At 66.9% G+C, this 16,900-nt stretch carries 16 protein-coding genes and 4 pseudogenes; 14 read left to right on the top strand and 6 right to left on the bottom strand.

Annotation, left to right across the window (positions count from 1 at the left end):
• Positions 1-22 precede the first annotated feature (22 nt).
• The 10 genes and pseudogenes from ACVBEQ_RS05350 (at position 23) to ACVBEQ_RS05305 (ending at position 6,522) form a co-directional block, all read left to right on the top strand.
• Entirely contained in the window at positions 23-907 is an 885-nt protein-coding gene (locus tag ACVBEQ_RS05350; RefSeq protein WP_447152380.1) for a TetR/AcrR family transcriptional regulator, read from the top strand.
• On the top strand, positions 904-1,632 hold the full coding sequence (locus ACVBEQ_RS05345) for a hypothetical protein (protein ID WP_447152379.1): 729 nt from the start codon (positions 904-906) through the stop codon (positions 1,630-1,632). The genes ACVBEQ_RS05350 and ACVBEQ_RS05345 overlap by 4 nt, the downstream gene beginning before the upstream one ends.
• Complete coding sequence (locus tag ACVBEQ_RS05340; RefSeq protein WP_447152378.1) at positions 1,629-2,045, top strand: phage holin family protein; 417 nt, start codon at positions 1,629-1,631, stop codon at positions 2,043-2,045. The genes ACVBEQ_RS05345 and ACVBEQ_RS05340 overlap by 4 nt, the downstream gene beginning before the upstream one ends.
• A gap of 63 nt (positions 2,046-2,108) precedes the next feature.
• Positions 2,109-2,189, top strand: a pseudogene (locus tag ACVBEQ_RS05335) (DUF3618 domain-containing protein); the annotation flags it as partial.
• A gap of 202 nt (positions 2,190-2,391) precedes the next feature.
• Positions 2,392-2,688 carry a hypothetical protein gene (locus ACVBEQ_RS05330; RefSeq protein WP_447152503.1) on the top strand — a complete coding sequence of 99 codons (297 nt, stop codon included), beginning with the start codon at positions 2,392-2,394 and terminating at the stop codon, positions 2,686-2,688.
• A gap of 59 nt (positions 2,689-2,747) precedes the next feature.
• On the top strand, positions 2,748-3,542 hold the full coding sequence (locus tag ACVBEQ_RS05325) for a DUF2382 domain-containing protein (protein WP_447152493.1): 795 nt from the start codon (positions 2,748-2,750) through the stop codon (positions 3,540-3,542).
• Between the two features lie 139 nt (positions 3,543-3,681).
• Positions 3,682-4,770 (top strand): YihY/virulence factor BrkB family protein, encoded by a 1,089-nt coding sequence (locus tag ACVBEQ_RS05320; RefSeq protein ID WP_447152377.1) that lies wholly within the window; start codon positions 3,682-3,684, stop codon positions 4,768-4,770.
• A 124-nt stretch (positions 4,771-4,894) separates the two neighbouring features.
• Positions 4,895-5,004, top strand: a pseudogene (locus tag ACVBEQ_RS05315) (DUF3152 domain-containing protein); the annotation flags it as partial.
• A complete protein-coding gene (locus tag ACVBEQ_RS05310; protein WP_447152492.1) occupies positions 4,990-5,115 on the top strand; it encodes a hypothetical protein in 126 nt (41 codons plus the stop codon). The pseudogene ACVBEQ_RS05315 and the gene ACVBEQ_RS05310, both read left to right, overlap by 15 nt.
• A gap of 114 nt (positions 5,116-5,229) precedes the next feature.
• The gene (locus ACVBEQ_RS05305) at positions 5,230-6,522 is read left to right on the top strand and encodes a polysaccharide deacetylase family protein (protein ID WP_447152376.1); all 1,293 of its coding nucleotides are present in this window, start codon (positions 5,230-5,232) and stop codon (positions 6,520-6,522) included.
• 46 nt (positions 6,523-6,568) lie between these two features.
• Here the strand turns inward: ACVBEQ_RS05305 and ACVBEQ_RS05300 are convergent.
• The 5 genes and pseudogenes from ACVBEQ_RS05300 to ACVBEQ_RS05280 form a co-directional block, all read right to left on the bottom strand.
• Positions 6,569-7,838: pseudogene (locus ACVBEQ_RS05300) on the bottom strand (IS256 family transposase).
• A 286-nt stretch (positions 7,839-8,124) separates the two neighbouring features.
• Positions 8,125-8,898 carry an ANTAR domain-containing protein gene (locus ACVBEQ_RS05295; protein ID WP_447152375.1) on the bottom strand — a complete coding sequence of 258 codons (774 nt, stop codon included), beginning with the start codon at positions 8,896-8,898 and terminating at the stop codon, positions 8,125-8,127.
• A gap of 893 nt (positions 8,899-9,791) precedes the next feature.
• Positions 9,792-10,535 (bottom strand): GAF domain-containing protein, encoded by a 744-nt coding sequence (locus ACVBEQ_RS05290; RefSeq protein WP_447152374.1) that lies wholly within the window; start codon positions 10,533-10,535, stop codon positions 9,792-9,794.
• A 341-nt stretch (positions 10,536-10,876) separates the two neighbouring features.
• On the bottom strand, positions 10,877-11,299 hold the full coding sequence (locus tag ACVBEQ_RS05285) for a hypothetical protein (RefSeq protein WP_447152373.1): 423 nt from the start codon (positions 11,297-11,299) through the stop codon (positions 10,877-10,879).
• Positions 11,300-11,631: 332 nt separating this feature from the next.
• The gene (locus ACVBEQ_RS05280) at positions 11,632-12,246 is read right to left on the bottom strand and encodes a response regulator transcription factor (protein WP_447152372.1); all 615 of its coding nucleotides are present in this window, start codon (positions 12,244-12,246) and stop codon (positions 11,632-11,634) included.
• Between the two features lie 536 nt (positions 12,247-12,782).
• Here ACVBEQ_RS05280 and ACVBEQ_RS05275 point away from each other — a divergent pair.
• From ACVBEQ_RS05275 to ACVBEQ_RS05260, 4 genes and pseudogenes are all read left to right on the top strand, one after another.
• Positions 12,783-13,175: a hypothetical protein gene (locus tag ACVBEQ_RS05275; RefSeq protein WP_447152371.1), complete on the top strand. Its 393-nt coding sequence runs from the start codon at positions 12,783-12,785 to the stop codon at positions 13,173-13,175.
• Between the two features lie 438 nt (positions 13,176-13,613).
• Positions 13,614-13,922, top strand: a complete 309-nt coding sequence (locus ACVBEQ_RS05270; protein WP_447152370.1) for a DUF4193 domain-containing protein — start codon at positions 13,614-13,616, stop codon at positions 13,920-13,922.
• A gap of 250 nt (positions 13,923-14,172) precedes the next feature.
• Complete coding sequence (locus tag ACVBEQ_RS05265; protein ID WP_447152369.1) at positions 14,173-14,388, top strand: hypothetical protein; 216 nt, start codon at positions 14,173-14,175, stop codon at positions 14,386-14,388.
• 336 nt (positions 14,389-14,724) lie between these two features.
• Positions 14,725-15,495: pseudogene (locus ACVBEQ_RS05260) on the top strand (IS30 family transposase); the annotation flags it as partial.
• A gap of 15 nt (positions 15,496-15,510) precedes the next feature.
• Here the strand turns inward: ACVBEQ_RS05260 and ACVBEQ_RS05255 are convergent.
• Positions 15,511-16,710, bottom strand: coding sequence for an IS110 family RNA-guided transposase (locus tag ACVBEQ_RS05255; protein WP_447152368.1), 1,200 nt, complete (start codon positions 16,708-16,710; stop codon positions 15,511-15,513).
• Positions 16,711-16,900: the final 190 nt, after the last annotated feature.

Raw genomic sequence — 16,900 nt, 5'->3', positions numbered from 1 at the left:
GGGCGGTCAGTCAATGTGCGCGATGGCCGGACAACCTCCCGACCCGGACAGCCCGGAAGGTCTCGGGGTGGCCGCGTCGGCGGCCGTACCGGCGGTGGGACCTGGTTACATCCGGGGACCGCTGGACCGGCGCACCATCTTGTTGGCCGCTATCACCCTGATCGACGAGCACGATCTGCGGCATCTGACGATGCGTACCCTCGGCGCTCGACTCGGGGTGGAAGCCATGTCGCTGTATCACTACATCCACGGCCGGGAGGATCTGCTCGACGGGATCGTCGAACTGGTCATCGACGACCTTTACGGTGACCCGGACGTGCACCTGTCGGCCGATGTGTGGCAGGACTACCTGCAACGATTGGCGCACGGTGTGCGGCGCATCGCCTTGGCCCATCCGCAGGTGTTCCCGCTGGTCGCGACCCGGCCCCCGGCGGCTCCCTGGGTTCGGCCGCCGCTGCGGAGCCTGCGGTGTATGGAATCGTTCCTGGGCACCCTGCGCGATTGCGGGTTCTCCGACTCGGGCTGCGTCGGGGCCTACCGGGCGTTCTCCAGCTTCCTGCTCGGCCACCTGCTGCTGGAGGTGTCCGGTCAAGGAGCCGATATCGGGCCGATCGAACAGGCCGACCCGGGCGACAAACCCGCCACCGATCTGTCGCTCTACCCGCGGCTGCAGAGCCTGCAAGGCGAACTGTCCCAAGACCACTCGGCCGACGAGTTCGAGGAAGCGCTGGAGACCCTGCTCGACCGGATCGATCTGCTCGAGCACCACCCCACCCGCCGGCGCAACAACCAACGCGGAACCACCCCGCCACCAAGGACCGCCGCACCAACAAGGACCGCCCGTGGCGGCGCGACCCCTGCCAACCGTGGTACCCGCCCGACCTCCCCTAAGAAAGGCACGACATGACCGACGGATTCCGATCACCCCCACCACCGTCCGGGAACCCGGACACGTCCCGGTACCGGCAGGAAGTCACCGAGACCGTGCAGCGGATCATGGGTGCGGACATCGCCCCACCACCCGCGCCGATCACCCCGTCGCCGGCAGCGAAGCACGCTGACAGTCCCACCACCACTACCACCGAGGTCGCGCAGCAGCAGACCGCCGCGGTCGCCGCCACCGCGAAACAGGCCGGTGCGCAGGTCGCCGACACCGTGAAGGAACAGGCGGGTCACGTCACCGAAGAGGTCAAGCACCAGGCCCAACAGTTGCTGTCCCAAGCACAGTCGGAACTGTCCGGGCAGGCCGCGAACACCCAGCAGCGGGTCCTGCAAGGCCTACACGCCCTCGCCGACGAACTCACCGGCATGGCCGAGAACTCCGAACAGGGCGGGGTCGCGACCGACCTGGCCCGGCAGGCCGCTGAGCGGGTCCGCACCGCGGCCGGGTGGCTGGCCGACCGGGACCCGGGCAGCATGCTGGACGAGGTGCGGTCCTTTGCCCGGCGCAAACCCGGCACCTACCTCGCGCTCGCGCTCGGCGCGGGTGTCCTTGCCGGCCGGTTGACCCGCGGCCTGACCGCCCCCGCCGGCACCCCCGCCGGCCCGCCCAGCCCCCGTTCCCCCAGCACGCCCAAGGCACTGCCGGCGCAATTTGACAGTACCCTGGCCGATCCGCGGACGGCGTCGTGAGCACCCCGGCGGGGACTGGGCCCCCGGCCGAGCAGGTGGCCGGTGACCGGTCCCTGGGCGAGCTGATCTCCCAAGTCACCGGTGACCTGTCCACCCTGATGCGCCAGGAGCTGGCACTGGCGAAGGCCGAAGCGCAGCAATCGGCCTCCCGTCTCGGGAAGGGCGCCGGGATGCTCGGCGGCGCCGCGATCGCCGGGTACTTCGTGCTGCTGTTCCTCTCGATCGCCCTGTGGTGGGCCATCGGTGCCGCCACCGGACGCGGCTGGTCCGCCGTGATCGTCGCGGTCCTGTGGGGCGTCATCGCCGCCGTCCTGGCCATCACCGGCCGGAACTCCCTCAAATCCGTGCGCGGCATCCCCGCCACCGCGGACACGGTGAAGAAGATCCCGGACGCCCTCACAGGCAACGAATAGCCCGCCTTGCAAATGGCGTCGCGCGTAACGACTCCGCTTTCTGCCGAGAACGAAGGATGACTGATGAGCAATGATCCAGAGCAGATCCGCCGGGAAATCGCACGCACCCGCGGCGAGTTGAGCGGCAACGTCAACGCGCTCGGTGACAAGGTCAACCCGGGCAGCATGGCCAAACGGCAGGTCAGCCGCGTCCGGGGGGCCGCGACCTCGGTGAAGGACGCCGTCCTGGCACCGCCGACGATGTCTCAGACAGTGCCGTTTCCGCCGCCGACACCGTCGGTGACGCCATCACCGACGCACCGGGCGCGGTGGCCCTCAAAGCGCAGGGCTCACCGATCGCGGCCGGTTGATCGCGTTCGGCGCCGGCCTGCTGGTGTCCTCCCTGTTCCCAGCGAGCCGGGTCGAGCAGCAGGCCGCGGAAAAGGCGAGAGACACCGCACAACCCGTGGTCGACGACCTCACCGACACCGCCAAGGGCATCGCCGGGAACCTGAAGGAACCGGCCCAGCAAGCGGTGGAAGAGGTGAAGTCCACCGCGACCGATGCGGCCGCGACCGTCACCGACGAGGCCAGCACCGCGGCCGACGACGTCAAGACCACGGCGCAGGACTCCACGGACACCGTCCAGCAAGCCGCCCAGTAACCACCCACAGCTGTTTGTCCCATTCCGGGGCGGGCAGACACCACAATGAAGGAGCAGCAATGACCAACGCAGTGAACCCTGACCGGTACATCGGCCGGAACGCGGTCGACCCGCAGGGCAACAAGATCGGCTCGGTGGGGCAGGTGTACCTCAACGACGAGACCGGGGAACCGGACTGGATCACCGTGAACACCGGCCTGTTCGGGATGAAGGAAAACTTCGCGCCCTTGGCCGGGTCCAGCTTCAACGGTGAGGACCTGGTCCTGCCGTTCGACAAGGACGTCGTCAAGAACTCCCCCGACGTGGCCGATGCCAGCCACCTCGACGCCGACGAGCAGCAGTCCCTGTACGCGCACTACCAGCAGTACCTCGGCACCGGCAGCGGCGCAGCAGGCAGCTACGACCGGACCACCACCACCGGTGATACCGGGTACCAGCGCGGAGAAGGGTACGACACCTCCGGCCCTAACACCGACGACGCGATGACCCGATCCGAGGAGCAGCTGCGGGTGGGCACCGAACAAGTCCAGACCGGCCGGGCCCGGCTACGGAAATACATTGTCACCGAACAGCAAACCGTGCAGGTCCCGGTGTCCCGCGAAGAAATCCGGGTAGAGCGCGAACCGATCACCGACACCAACCGCGGCGACGCCCTGTCCGGCGCCGACATCACCGAGGAAGAACACGAGGTCGTCCTGCATGCCGAGCGCCCGGTCGTGGCGACCGAGGCCGTCCCGGTGGAACGGGTCCGGCTCGGCACCCAGACCGTCACCGAGCAGGAAACCGTGACCGGCGAGATCCGTAAAGAGCAGATCGAGTTCGACGACCCCACCAGCACCCGCCGGGACCGCTGACCCACCGGGCCCCGACCGGACCACCGGCCGGGGCCCACCCGGGGCTTGAACCCCAGGCAACCACGCAACTCTCCGATCAAGTGCCCGATCGGTCAAATGCCTTTCCCCCACCGCCGCCAGCCCACAGGAGGGAACACCCATGTCACATCCACCCACCCACAACGGCCGGCCACCGGGCAGCGATGCAAAGAATCGGGACCCCGCGCCTGACACGCCCGGGAAGCCGGAGTCCCCGACCAAACTGACCAATCCCTCGTGGAAGTTCATCGCCCGCAAGACTTTCCGGGAATTCAACGACGACCAGTGCACCGACCTGGCCGCCGCCCTGACCTACTACGCGGTGTTGGCGTTGTTCCCGGCGCTGCTGGCGATGGTGTCCCTGCTCGGACTGTTCGGGCAGGCCGGGAAAACCGGTGAACTGATCGCCGTGCTGTCCGACATGGGCGCCGGGTCCGTCGCCGACACCATCAAAGGACCCCTGGAACAACTCACCGCGACCTCCTCCGCCGGGATCGCGCTGGTCATCGGCATCGTCGGCGCCCTGTGGTCCGCGTCCGGGTACGTCGGCGCCTTCGGTCGGGCGATGAACCGGATCTACGAAATCGAGGAGGGCCGCCCGTTCTGGAAACTCCGCCCCCTGATGATCGTCATCACCCTGGCCGCCGTCATCCTCGCCGGCCTCGTCGCGATCGGGCTCGTGGTGTCCGGGCCCGTCGCCCGCGCCATCGGCGACGCCATCGGTCTGGGCGACACCGCCGTCACCATCTGGGGAATCGTCAAATGGCCGGTGCTGCTCGGGCTGGCTGCCGTCGCGATCGCGATCCTGTACTACGCCACCCCGAACGTGCAACAACCCAAATTTAAATGGATCAGCCTCGGCGCGGTCGTCGCGATCATCACCTGGGTCCTCGCGTCCGCCCTGTTCGGCCTCTACGTGTCCCAATTCTCCAACTACAACAAAACCTACGGGTCCCTCGCCGGGGTCATCATCTTCCTGCTCTGGCTGTGGATCACCAACCTGGCGTTGCTGTTCGGCGCAGAACTGAACGCAGAAACCGAACGCGGCCGGCAACTGCAGGCCGGTATCCCCGCCGAAGACGAACTGCAACTACCACCCCGCGACACCCGGGTCATCGACAAAAACGCCGCCAAAGACGCCCAGGACATCGACCAAGGCCGGCAACTCAGGAACAGCCGCGGGAACGACTCGACAACAACAAATCCCTGATCACCACCAGAGTGATCGACCGCCCGCAGCGGCGTCGTGCTACAACCGGTGGGCCGATCAACGGGTCATGATCAACGATGCCCGGTGAGGATCCGCGGCGTCACCGCGTACGCCGGCGACCTGGGAGACCTATTGGGTGTACGCGATCAACCACGAGGTCGGGCACGCGCTGGGCCACGGTCAGAAACCCTGCCCGCGGACCGGTGACCCGCGCCGGTGATGATGCAACAGTCCTGGGGTATCACGAACATTGACCTGCTGAACCCGGACCTCATCCCCGCCAACGGGAATGTCTGCCGGGCCAACCCCTACCCGTTTCCCGCCGCCCCGGTTCCGGCCGGATAACCGCACCGCAGTACCCGCCGCAAATGCCACGACCACAGGTCATGGTGTTCGCCTCCACCAGGGGGTATTGCCGACACAGCTCACCCACATGAGGTTCCAACGGAAGAGGAGCGCATGCGCGCGAGATACCTGCTCATCGGTGTGGTCGTGGTGTTGGTGGTGGTGACCGGGGTGTTGATCTACCGGGGCGCCCGGCCGGGCGGCACCGCCAGCCAGTCACCGGTCACGATCACCCAAACCACCACCGCCGCGGCGGACCCGCAGACCTTGACGCCCGCCGGCGGCACGGGCGGCTCCAGCACCGCGGCGCCGGCACCGGAGACGTCGCCGTCCGCCGGGGCCAGCCTGGGCGGTTCCGCCCCAGCCACGGTCACCAGCACCGCCGGGCCTGCGGGGAAGCGGCCGGCGTCGAAGGTGCCGATGACGAAACTTCAACCCGGTGACACCGCGCCGCAGTTCATTATCTTTTCCTTCGACGGCGCCGGTTCGCACACCAAATGGCAGGAGTTCCTGGACGCCGCGGCACCCACCGATTCACGGTTCAACGGGTTCCTCACCGGGCTGTACCTGCTGGCCGATGAGAACAAAACCCGGTACACCGGGCCTGGTCATGCCCCGGGCAAGTCCTCGGTCGGCTTCGGCGGCACCACCGACGAGGTGGCGACCCTGATCGGCGACCTGAACCAGGCCTACGCCGCCGGCCACGAGATCGGCACCCACTACAACGGGCACTTCTGCTCCGGCGCCGAACCCTCCGGCAACTCCTGGTCCTCGGCCGACTGGTCCAACGAGCTGGACCAGTTCTTCGGGTTCTTCACCGACTACCGCGCCAACAACCCCGGCGCCGACCTGCCCGAACTGACCGTGCCCGCGGACAGCGTCAAGGGTGGCCGCACCCAGTGCCTGGAAGGGGTGTGGGAGGAACTGGTCCCGGCCTGGAAGCAGCACGAGTTGACCTACGACTCGTCGATCAACGCCCCCTCGAAAGGCATCTTCTGGCCGCAGAGGGTCGACGACATCTGGGAGTTCTACATGCCTTTCGTATACTCACCGGCGTTCGACGGATCGGTGCTGCTGATGGACTACAACATGTGGTTCAAATTCAACCAGGGCAAGGAGCAACCCGAGACGGCACCGGAACTACGGCGCATCGTCTACGACACCTACACCCACCTGTACGAGCAGACCTACAACGGGAACCGGGCACCGCTGCTCATCGCGAACCACTTCAACAACTGGAACGGCAACTCCTTCAACGAACCCGCAATGCGGTTCATGACCGAATACTGCGGTAAACCAGACACCTACTGCGCGACCTACTCCGACGTCATCGCCTGGATGGAACTGCAGGACCCAGCCGTCCTGCAGCAGCTGCTCGACCAGCCACCGGTCGGCGCGGGACCGTGAAAGGGAGTGTCAGGGCCTTTGTGTAAGCGCCCGTGGCGTTGATCATTTATGCCGGTAGCCGGCCTTCGAAGTAGATGGTGAAGGCTTGGAGCGCTTGTTTCCACCCGGAGCTTCTGATTCCGACGGCGGGGCGACGGTAGTCCTCGAGGTTCCGGACCGCCAGGTACAGCACTTTCAGCACGGACTGTTCGGTGGGGAACTGGCCCCTGTTGCGGGTCACCTTCCGCAGCCGGGCGTTCATCGACTCGATGAGATTTGTTGTATAGATGACCCTTCGGACCTCGGCGGGGAACGACAGGAAGGGCACGAACTCGGCCCAGTGGGTCCGCCAGAGCCGCACGATCGCCGGGTACCGGGTGTTCCACCTGTCGGCGAACACCTCCAGTTCGGCCTCGGCGGCGGCTTGGTCGACGGCGGTGTAGATCGGTCGCAGTGACTGGGTTAGCGGGGTCCAGTCCTTCTTCGACGCGTACCGCAGCGACGCCCGGATTAAATGAACAACGCACAGTTGCATGGTGGCCTTGGGCCAGATCACCCCGATCGCGTCGGGTAACCCGGTCAGCCCGTCACAGCACACGATGCAGACGTCCTGCACACCGCGGGATTTCAGTTCCGACAGCACCGAAAGCCAGAACTTCGCCGACTCACCGGTGGACGGGCCGATCCACAGGCCCAGCACGTGCTTGTCCCCGTCGCAGTCGATGCCGACGGCTAGGTACACCGGTCGGTTCGCGACCACCCGTCCCGGATCTTCACCATCAGCGCGTCGATGAACACCACCGGATACACCGGCCCGCGTCGAGCGGGCGGGCCTGCCATTGCTGCAGCTCCTCGAGCACGCCGTCGGTGACCCGGCTGATCAGGTCCGGTGAGACGTCGACGTCATACATTTCTCGCAGGTGCGCCTGGATGTCGCGGGTGGTCAAGCCCCGGGCATACAACGCGATGATCCGGTCGTTGAACCCGTCGAGGCGGGTCTGCCCCTTCCGGACGATCTTCGGGTCGAAGCTGCCGGCCCGGTCCCGCGGCACGTCCAGATCCACCGCCCCGACGTCGGTGAGCAGCGTTTTCGGGGTCGAGCCGTTGCGGCTGTTCCCCGAGCCACGGCCCGCCGGGTCGTGCTTCTCGTACCCCAAGTGCGCGGTCAGTTCCTCACCAAGGGCGCGTTCCAGCACGGCCTTGGTGACCTGGTTGAGCAACCCGTCCGGGCCGAGCAGCTCCACCCCTTGGGCGTCGGCCTTGGCCAGCAACTCGTCGGCCAGCGCGGGATCCACCAGCGGTCGCCGACCGCCGTCGGGCCCAGGGCGTCCAGGCATGACTTCAGTGTCTGACATTCCGTGTCCCTCCCGAACCGTTCCTGCGGTTCAGAATCGGGCCACGGCCACTTACACAGATGGAATGACACACCCTCCGTGGGCGGGTACTGGCTGGGGTAGGTGTTCGGTTCGCGGCCCCGGGGATGGGCCGAGCGCTTAGGTCCGACCGGTTGAGATGACAGCCGGTGGGGCCGCCCCCCTGCATGGGCGGCGTTGCGTGTGGTTCGAAACGTCGACCGGTTCTGGTAGCGAGTGGATACCGGCGCCGAACGGCGACCGACGTAGCTCACATGGTGGGGGCGTGTTCTCTTTGTGCGGTGACGTCGGTTTGGGTGCCGACGAAGTGGGTGATCTGGTTGGTCCGGTCGCGGATCGGTGAGATGGACACCTCGTTCCAGAACGGGGACCCGTCGCTGCGGTAATTGGCCAGCACCACACTGACGTCCCGCCCGGCGCGCAGGGCGCGGCGCAGGGTGGCGGTGTCCCGCAGGTCGGTGGCCGCGCCCTGCAGGAACCGGCAGTTCCGGCCCAGGACGTCACCGCTGGGGTATCCGGTGAGTTCGGTGAACGCGTTGTTCGCGTACACCAGCGGCAAATGCGGGACGTTGGCGGCGATGGTGATCCCTGGTGGGGCGGTGGCCACCGCGCGCAGGGTCACCTGCGGCATCTCGGCGGGCGGGATCACCGGGCCGGCGGGGTCACGGGCAACGACCGGGTCGTCGTCGCCGGCGGCTGTTCGGGGCGGGGCCGCTTGCAGGCTGCGGGTGACCTCATCCAGGAGCTGGTCGAACCGGGTGATGCCCTTGGTGCTGGTCGGGCCGCCGGATAACAGGTTGGTCAGCTGGGCGGCGATGGCCCGGATCCGGACGTTCCGGTTCTGTGAATGGAACCGCAGCAGATCGAACGCGGCGTCGGCCGTGAGCCCGTAGGTGACCATCAACGCGCCCTTGGCCTGCTCGATCGCGGGCAGCGAAGCCAGTTTGCCCCGCAACATCACCAGCTCGGCGAGCAAGTCAGCGCGACTGGGTCCGCCCGCGTCCGGCGCGCTCGGGAAGGTCATACGGGCCATCCTCCACCGAAGGCCCCGGTTGATCGCAACCCGCAGTGAGCGACCTGATGCAACAGCCACGATCCATCCCCACCTGCACCGCAACGAGTACTCCGTCGACATCACTGTGCTGCTGGCCTGCTCTATTGGCCGCCCAAGTGGGTGATTGAGGCCGTCTGATCTTCTTCGAGGAGGCCCTGCCCGGGCTGCCGTCCTGGTGGATTAGCGCAAGGGCGATGGCGTTGGCATCCGGTGCAGGGAGGGCGTTGAGCTGCTGGTTCCCCGACCGGGTCCGCAGGACCGGCCGGCGGTCTTGCCCGACCAGTCTGGTGGCGGTGAGCGCTTCGCACGCGGGCAATGGTGTGGTGACCGGTGGCCGGGCCGGGTCATCTCGGCGGAACCGGACCGGTGGGGACCTGAGCGCGGTGGGCGAGCGCGGGGGTGTCTGAGCAGCAGGATCACCCGCTGGCGAGGATGATCACCGGCACGGGAACGGTCTCGACCGGTGACGAAGGGAAACGGACGTGGGCGATCCAGGACCTGATGGTTCCGGTGTGGGTGCCGCGGACCGGGCGGGAACACCGACGGTGTCGTATCGGTCGGAAGCTGCCGAGGACCTGGAGGCTCAAGCCTTGCAGGATCACGGCGATCCTGTTGGGGATGAGACCGGGCGGGCCCGGGAAGCAGAGCGAATCGCCCAACAACCTGACTTCTGAGTGCCGAGGAACCAACCGGCGCAGGTCCACTGATCCCCGACCGGCAAGACCGTTGGTGAGCACTACTCGGCCCCACATTCATTGATCCCGCCGCGTCCGTCGTCACGACCGCCATCCGCATGGAGTGCAACGGAGAATCCAGTCGCGTTCGTGTGGTCGGGAACGCCGATGCGACGCCGTGGGTGGAGGTCAGGTGTTGGCGTCGATGGCCAGCGCGGTGGTGGGCAGGGTGCGGTCGATGATGTCGAAGGCGGTGGCGTCGACGGTGCGGCCGGCGGTGAATGCGTGCGCCCGTAACGCGGCCAGGGCGTCGGCCAACCCGAGGCCCAGGGTGACGCTGAGCATGCCCATCGCGATCATCACGTTCCCGCGGGCACCGGCCGCGGGGACCTGCGACCACAGGGGCCCTCCCCAGGGCGGGCCGTCGCGGAACTGGGGGAACAACGGCCCGGCGGACAGGGCCGCGGCGATGTACCCGGTGATCGGTTGCAGGTGGTCCAGGTTGATCCGGGCGAGGTCGTCAGGGTGGTGCACGTACAGGTCGAGCACCCCGAACCCGGTCAGAGCGTCGGGTAGTGGGATGGACACGATGCCCCGGATCGGGGTCCGGGTGATCAGTCCATCGTGGAAAATCGGCCACCGCTGGGCGATCACCAGGTCGGCCGCGATCACCGACTGCCCGGTGCGGTGCGCGGTGAAGCACGGTCCCTCCGCGGTGGTGAACTGCAATTGTTCGGCGATCAGAGCGGTGTCATCACTGGCGCCAATGGGGATCGGCATCGTCGGGTCGCTGAACAGGCTCAGCCCGGCCCCGGCCACCGGGAGGACCCGCGTGCACGCCTTGCTGAGCCGGATCGGCAACTGCGCCGGGCTGGTGTCCTCGTGCACCGCGGTGGCGGCCACCGCGTCCTTGAACCGTTCGAGGATGCTCACCTGCGACCTCGCTGTTCACCGGGTGCTGCCTTAGTCGCCTATGCGCACCCGGTACCCCCAAAACGGCGGCCCGCAACGGACCGACGACTCCGAACAACCGATGACGCAGGCGGGACTCCGTCCGTGGTCGGTGTGGCGACGCTTGAGTTTTCGGCGGGTGCTGCTGGTGGTCGCCCTTCCGGTGCCGGTCGTCCGGGTGGCGCCGGTGGTTTCGTCCATGGCAGTTGCCTCGGGTGCGACACAGGCGGCGTGCGACACCGGCAAGGGTAGTGGTGAGTTCGTGCCGGACCCGACGTTCAACGCGGACCCGGGCGGGTCACGATCCGGGCCGGTCGGCGAGGTCATCCCGCCCATTGGGCTCCGCCACCGCTGATTGACCGGTGCCCGTCAAGGAAAGGACGTCCGTCGAGGATGGGGCGTCCGTCGAGGTTGAAGATCCACCGGACGTCGTCGGCGAGGGCGAGGAAGACCCCGGGGGTGCCGCCGTAGAACGCGACGGTGCCGGTCGTGGTGGCGGCGCCCAGTGGCAGCAAGGACAGCTGCAGCGATGTGCGGACCCGGGCGCGGTCGCGTGGGCTGATGCTGTTGATGAGCAGCGGGTTGTCGCCGATGTGGACCATGACGGTCAGGCCGAGGAAGGCCGGTATCGCCGCGGCGAGGTCCTCGGCGACAACGCCGCATACCGCAGGCAGGTCGCTGCCCGGATCATCAAGAGCATCACTGAGGGTGGTGAGGTCGTCGATCAGCCTTGCGGAGTGGTGCATGGTGGGCTCCTTATGATGTCGGGCACTCACTTGGCACTCCCTTGGGGGTGGGCGCGTGTCTGCAAGGGAAGTGACGAGGACCTGCGAGAGCGATGCGCCTGGATTGGGCTTGTCGGTCGCTGAGGGAGCGTCGGCGCAAAAGGGTTGCGGTGCGTCGACCTCACTGGCGGCGGGGGTTGCGGTGGCCCGGAGTCGATGTGGACGATCACCGGGTGGTGCAGTTCTCGTCGTCGGGGCCGTCGGCGCGTCCGGATGAAATGAGATGACTCCGGGGGCACCGGGTGTGGGTTGGTCGGTCGGTGGTTGGTCGGTATGCCCGACCGGTTGCCGGTTCAGTTGAGCAGGCCATCGCGGAGTCCGAGGGCGACGGCGTGTGCCCGGTCGCGGGCACCGAGCTTACCGAGAATGATGTGGCACCTGGTTTTGACTCTTTGCTCGGGAAGCGAAAGTCTGCGGCCTATTTCGTAGTTGCTGTGCCCCAGGCTCATTCCGCGCAGCACGCGGTGTTCCAACGCTGTCAGCGGCCTGGTCGGCGGCGCGGATCGGTGCGCGGCCGTTCGGGGTGATTCCGTGCGAATGGCTCGACCAGATGACGGTGGGGTGATGTCCCACAACATCAGGCCCTGCGCGCCGCGGTGGATCGACTCCGCGAGCAGGCGGCTGTCGGCGGCCGTGCCGTAGACGATGACCGGTGCGGTCGGGTGCTCGGTCAGCAGCGCGTCGACCGCTCGTGGGCCGCTGGGGGCGCCGCCGCGGATCCCGATGAGCACCACGTCGGTGGGGTGTGCGGTGAACGCGTCGACCACCGCGGCTGCGTCGCGGACCGCTGACACCACCTGCAGGTGCGAGCCACTGGCCGCGAGCTGCTCGGTCAGCACCCGCCGGGTGACCGGATGCTGATCACACAGCAGAACTGTCCTCGCCGGCGCGGAAGCGCGCCCGATCATGACGTCGGTCATAGTGACCCAATTTCTCGATGCACAACAAAAATGTGCCGACGTGCAATCACCACCGGCTCGACGGGTTGCTTTTAACCCGAACCGCAGTCAGGCGGTCACCGATACAAAGAATACTTGAAGGCCGTTGCCGACCTTCCCGTAAAGAATCTACGGCAATATCACGCCCGGAAACCAATTCAAAGGGAACTATTCTTGATTGCCTGATAAGCGTAGAACGACGTGAGTCACATGTGTCAGAGCCCTGACAGGTGAAACTCCCCCTCCAGTGTTGCACCGTTGAGACATTGCGCTACTGTCAGTCACAGGTAGATCGGTAATGCTGATACGGGCGTGACCCGACGGGGGTGTTCGGCCCTATGGAGCCAATCCCAGGTGACTGCGCACAACAGGGGCATCTCTCGTCTGCGGTCCCTTTCCACCTGAACAGATCCCCGCTGCACGAAAACACTGCGGAGAGCCTGCAGGACATCGGGGCCTCCGTCCCAGGTGGCACCCGCCGTCCAACACCTTCGGTGCGACGAACGATGAATCGACTCGCCACTGAACCGCGGGGCCACAGCGGGTCGCGGACCGGTACCGCGCTACCCGGGTTCACCGTCCCGACGGTCGTCACGGCGCTGATCTGGCGGACCTTCGGGCACTCCGCGAACCGGGCCCGGTCAATCCTGGACTGGGCCGGGCTGCAGGATCAGCCGGCGGGTCCGATCGGCGACCTCGCCGATCACTACGCGACCACCACCGCCACCATCCGCAGTAGAGTCCGACGGGCCAGCATCCGCGGTGCGAACCTGCCCCTGACACCGCGGGTGCTCTACGACGCCACCCGCAGCACTCAACCCACCGACGACGCCCTCGGCCGGGAACGGTGCGCCCACCTCCTCGGCATCCCGGGACCAACCCACATCGACCGCCCCTGAGACCCCCGCCTGGGTTGCAGGCGCGTTCACACCCGCCGTGCCGCGCGCCCCACCCTTGATCTGATCCGCCGCCACAAACGTGGAGGAGGTGACACCAGTTGATGACCAGCCGGTGGCGGCGGGTCAGCCTGCCTATTCCGGCTCGGCTTCGATGGTTCTCACCGCCTGGGATCAACTTGTCGTTGATCGCGGTAAGGGGTTTCTGGCACACCATTCCGTGATGCCCGCGTTGGCTGGGCTGACATGCCCAGGCTGTTGTTCCTGCGTGCCGGCGCACACTGGATCGACGCTGAGCCGTGTGGATCGCGGGACGGAACGGCGTTCAATTGCGGCGGAGGATGTTCCCGCGACGACTCTCCCGATCCCCAGGGTGTTGTATCTTGACCGCCAGCAACCGCGAATCGCTGGCGAGTACAGAGATTTCCCCGGGGGATCATGATGGCTACGACCGATTACGACGCACCACGCCGCGGCATCGCCGAAGACACTGACAACGATCTCGAATCCCTGGACGCCCTTCACGCGACCCGCGCCGAAAAACAGTCACCCCTGGCCGATGTCGACGAAGGTGACAGCGATGACGCTGTCGACCTGCCCGGCGCTGAACTGATCAGCGATGAACTCACCATGCCGGTTATTCCGAAGCGGACCGACGAGTTCACCTGCATGTCGTGCTTCCTGGTGCAACACCGCAACCGGATCGCCACAGCATCAGGAGCAGACCTGATCTGCATCGACTGCGCCTAACCCGTCGTGGCTCGCGTGTTCGCGCCGGGCGAGAACGGGTCCGGGCTCAGCGCCGGTAAACCCGCGGGTGTCAGCATGATGATGCGGCCTCGACACGCCGTCACCTTTGGCACCTGTTCAGCGCCGTGTGGCTCGACGCCTTGGTGGGCTACCTGGCGACCGGCGGCCGAGCCGTGCTACCGGCAATTCGCCGACACAGCCAATCACCGGTTGTGACGCCGACTGGAATCAGTAGCCCACGGTGGTGGACATGGCAGCCACCGTCGAGACGCTGGCACCGGTTCATCCCATGCATGACATCCATCAAGGCGTCAACGTCGTCAGAACCGGCTGGCGGGGCAGGGTTGTCAGCTCCTGGCCGAATTGGTTCAGCACGACGTACAGCGTGGAGTTCAGTCCCCGAGGCGTTCCGGGAGCCACCGTCACGATGTCGGGGTTGACTGAGCGGGACGTGCAGGCTGACTGAGCCGCCATTCTGACGCAGTTACGGGGACTCAATCATGGGCGCGGCGATAGCAGCACCAGCCCGTGCCGACGATCGCCGAACTGATCAAGCCGGTCATTTCAGGGCGGCGGTCGGCCGGCCGGGCGTTGTGTCAACCTACCGGCCGTGGGTGCGCAGTCCCGGAACCGGACTGACCCGGATGAGTCGATTCGAGCAAACGTGGAGGGCAGTTCGTATCGTTGCCGTGCCCGCTTCCATGGGGCCACCGTTCGGTGTCGTGTGCCACGGTAAGTGGCACCTTCTGACCACTTGGGTTCCAGCGGTCGTTGCAACACCTGATCCCGTTCGGGAGCTGCAATGCCTGTACCGAAAGACCGCCCGCAGCCTGGGCCCGGCGCCCCGTTGACATCGGAGCGGGAGCGTTACCTTCGCCTGGTGGCGCAAGGGATGAGCAACGTGGACGCATGCCGGGAAGTCGGGGTGCACCGGATCACCGGCACCCGTTGGCGGGACGGTCGGACGATGATCGACAGCGGCGGCCGGGCCCGCTATTACGCACCGATCGCCGCCGAGCCGGTGGTCATTTCGGCGCGGTTCCTGTCCGAGGATGAACGACTTCAGATCGGCGATTTATTGCGGGCTGGCCAGACGATCCGCGCAATCGCCGCATCGCTGGGACGGAGCCCGTCCACCGTCAGCCGGGAGATCCGCCGCAACACCACCGAGTCGGGCAACTACCGACCCTTCACCGCGCACCGGACTGCCCTTGCCAGGCGGGGCCGGCCACGGTCGGGCAAGCTGGCCCAGGACCAGCAGCTGCGTGACTTCGTGCAGTCCAAGCTCGAGGACAAGTGGAGCCCCCAGCAGATCTGTCACGCGTTGCGGAGCGAGTTCCCCGGCCAACGGGAAAGGCACCTGGTGCACGAAACCATCTACCAGGCCCTCTACGTGCAGGGACGCGGTGAACTGCGCCGCGAGCTGGTCAGGGCCCTGCGGACCGGTCGCGCCCGACGCAAACCCCACAAACGATCCGATGCCCGTCGGCAGGGCTGCATCGTTGATCCCACGGTGATGATCAGCGAACGCCCGGCGGAGGTCGAAGATCGCGCAGTACCGGGCCACTGGGAATCTCAATGCTGTTTGTCAAGCCGCTGCGGGTAGTGCAGGGACTGGCTCTTGGTAGGCGGTGCGGTCACGGATCATGGCCCAGATCGTGTTGAGCCGGCGTCGGGCGAGCGCGATGATCGCCTGCTTGTGGGACTTGCCCTCGGCGCGTTTGCGGTCGTAGTAGGCCTTCGAGGCGGGGCTGGCCTTCAGGCTGGATAACGCGGCCAGGTAGCAGGTTCGCAGTAGTCGTCGGTTGAATCGGTGCGGTCGGTGATGATTGCCGCTGATCCGGCCGGAATCTCGCGGCGACGGGGCCAGGCCGGCGACGCTGGCCAGTCGGTCGACGGTGTCGAAGGTGGTCACGTTGCCGGCGGTGTTGGCCAGGAACGTCGCGGCCAGGACGACCCCGAAGCCGGGCATGCTGAGCAGGATCTTCGCGTCACGGTGCCGGTCGAGCGTCTCTGCGATCTGCTCGTCGAGGGCGGCGATGTCGCTGTCCAACGCCATGATCTGCCCGGCCAGCTGGGTGACGATCTGCGCGGCCACCGCCTGGCTGGCCAACACCGTGCGTTGACCGGCGGCGGCCTCAACAGCCTTGGCGGCGACGGTGTCGGCGCCGCGGGCGCCGCGGCTCCTGAGCCAGGCGGCGAGCCGGGCAACGCCCATGCGGCGGATCCCGTCCGGTGTCTGATAACCGGCGACCAGGATCAGCGGTGCCTTCTTCGAGAAGTCGAAAGCTGCTTCTAGAGCGGGGAAGTACTCCAACATCGTGGCCCGCAGCCGGTTGATATGACGGACCCGGTCGAAGATCATGTCGGTCCGACGCGAGGTCAACAGCCGCAGATCAACGCTGACCTGGCCGGCGGCCCGGACCGGTTGCAGATCGCTCCGCATCCGCGCCTGATCGGCGATGATCCGCGCATCTTTGGCGTCAGTCTTGCCGTCACCGCGGTAGGTCGCCGCGGCGTGGTGAACGATCCGACCGGGTAGGTAGAGCACCCGCTGCGACCGGTCGGCCAACAACGCCAGAAGCAGCGCTGCACCACCGGCGTTGAGATCGGTGGCCCACACAGCCTCATCACCGTCGGCCAAAGACAGCACGGCACTGATCAGGCCGGTCAGCGCGGCCTCATCGTTGGCCACCCGCCGGGACAGCAGCACCCGGCCGCCGGCGTCGATGACCACGCAGTGGTGCGCCCACTTCCCCGAATCCATTCCTACCCAGACCGCCGTCATCAGCCATCCTCACGTCGCCGTCACCAAAGGGGGTTCTCCTCGAGTGGCAGCCACGCCGGCACGTCCTTACCCAACGATCGTCGCGCGAGTCTCAATGAGCGGTCGAGCTACCAACAGGACAGGCGGGCGGCCATTCCCAGTGAGCCGTCACCGACCAACGATCAGCCCGGCAGGGAGACCTGAAGCCATA

This window comes from Nakamurella sp. GG22 (assembly GCF_052976845.2).
The sequence above is the reverse complement of the archived record's forward strand: the minus strand, read 5'-3'. Positions and strand labels throughout refer to the sequence as shown.

Excerpts from the sequence above, each read along its gene's own strand:
- ACVBEQ_RS05350 (WP_447152380.1), top strand. The coding sequence starts at position 23 with ATGGCCGGACAACCTCCCGACCCGGACAGCCCGGAAGGTCTCGGGGTG.
- ACVBEQ_RS05345 (WP_447152379.1), top strand. The coding sequence starts at position 904 with ATGACCGACGGATTCCGATCACCCCCACCACCGTCCGGGAACCCGGAC.
- ACVBEQ_RS05325 (WP_447152493.1), top strand. The coding sequence starts at position 2,748 with ATGACCAACGCAGTGAACCCTGACCGGTACATCGGCCGGAACGCGGTC.
- ACVBEQ_RS05320 (WP_447152377.1), top strand. The coding sequence starts at position 3,682 with ATGTCACATCCACCCACCCACAACGGCCGGCCACCGGGCAGCGATGCA.
- ACVBEQ_RS05310 (WP_447152492.1), top strand. The coding sequence starts at position 4,990 with ATGATGCAACAGTCCTGGGGTATCACGAACATTGACCTGCTGAACCCG.
- ACVBEQ_RS05305 (WP_447152376.1), top strand. The coding sequence starts at position 5,230 with ATGCGCGCGAGATACCTGCTCATCGGTGTGGTCGTGGTGTTGGTGGTG.
- ACVBEQ_RS05295 (WP_447152375.1), bottom strand. The coding sequence starts at position 8,898 with ATGACCTTCCCGAGCGCGCCGGACGCGGGCGGACCCAGTCGCGCTGAC.
- ACVBEQ_RS05285 (WP_447152373.1), bottom strand. The coding sequence starts at position 11,299 with ATGCACCACTCCGCAAGGCTGATCGACGACCTCACCACCCTCAGTGAT.
- ACVBEQ_RS05280 (WP_447152372.1), bottom strand. The coding sequence starts at position 12,246 with ATGATCGGGCGCGCTTCCGCGCCGGCGAGGACAGTTCTGCTGTGTGAT.
- ACVBEQ_RS05275 (WP_447152371.1), top strand. The coding sequence starts at position 12,783 with ATGAATCGACTCGCCACTGAACCGCGGGGCCACAGCGGGTCGCGGACC.
- ACVBEQ_RS05270 (WP_447152370.1), top strand. The coding sequence starts at position 13,614 with ATGGCTACGACCGATTACGACGCACCACGCCGCGGCATCGCCGAAGAC.
- ACVBEQ_RS05265 (WP_447152369.1), top strand. The coding sequence starts at position 14,173 with ATGGCAGCCACCGTCGAGACGCTGGCACCGGTTCATCCCATGCATGAC.
- ACVBEQ_RS05255 (WP_447152368.1), bottom strand. The coding sequence starts at position 16,710 with ATGACGGCGGTCTGGGTAGGAATGGATTCGGGGAAGTGGGCGCACCAC.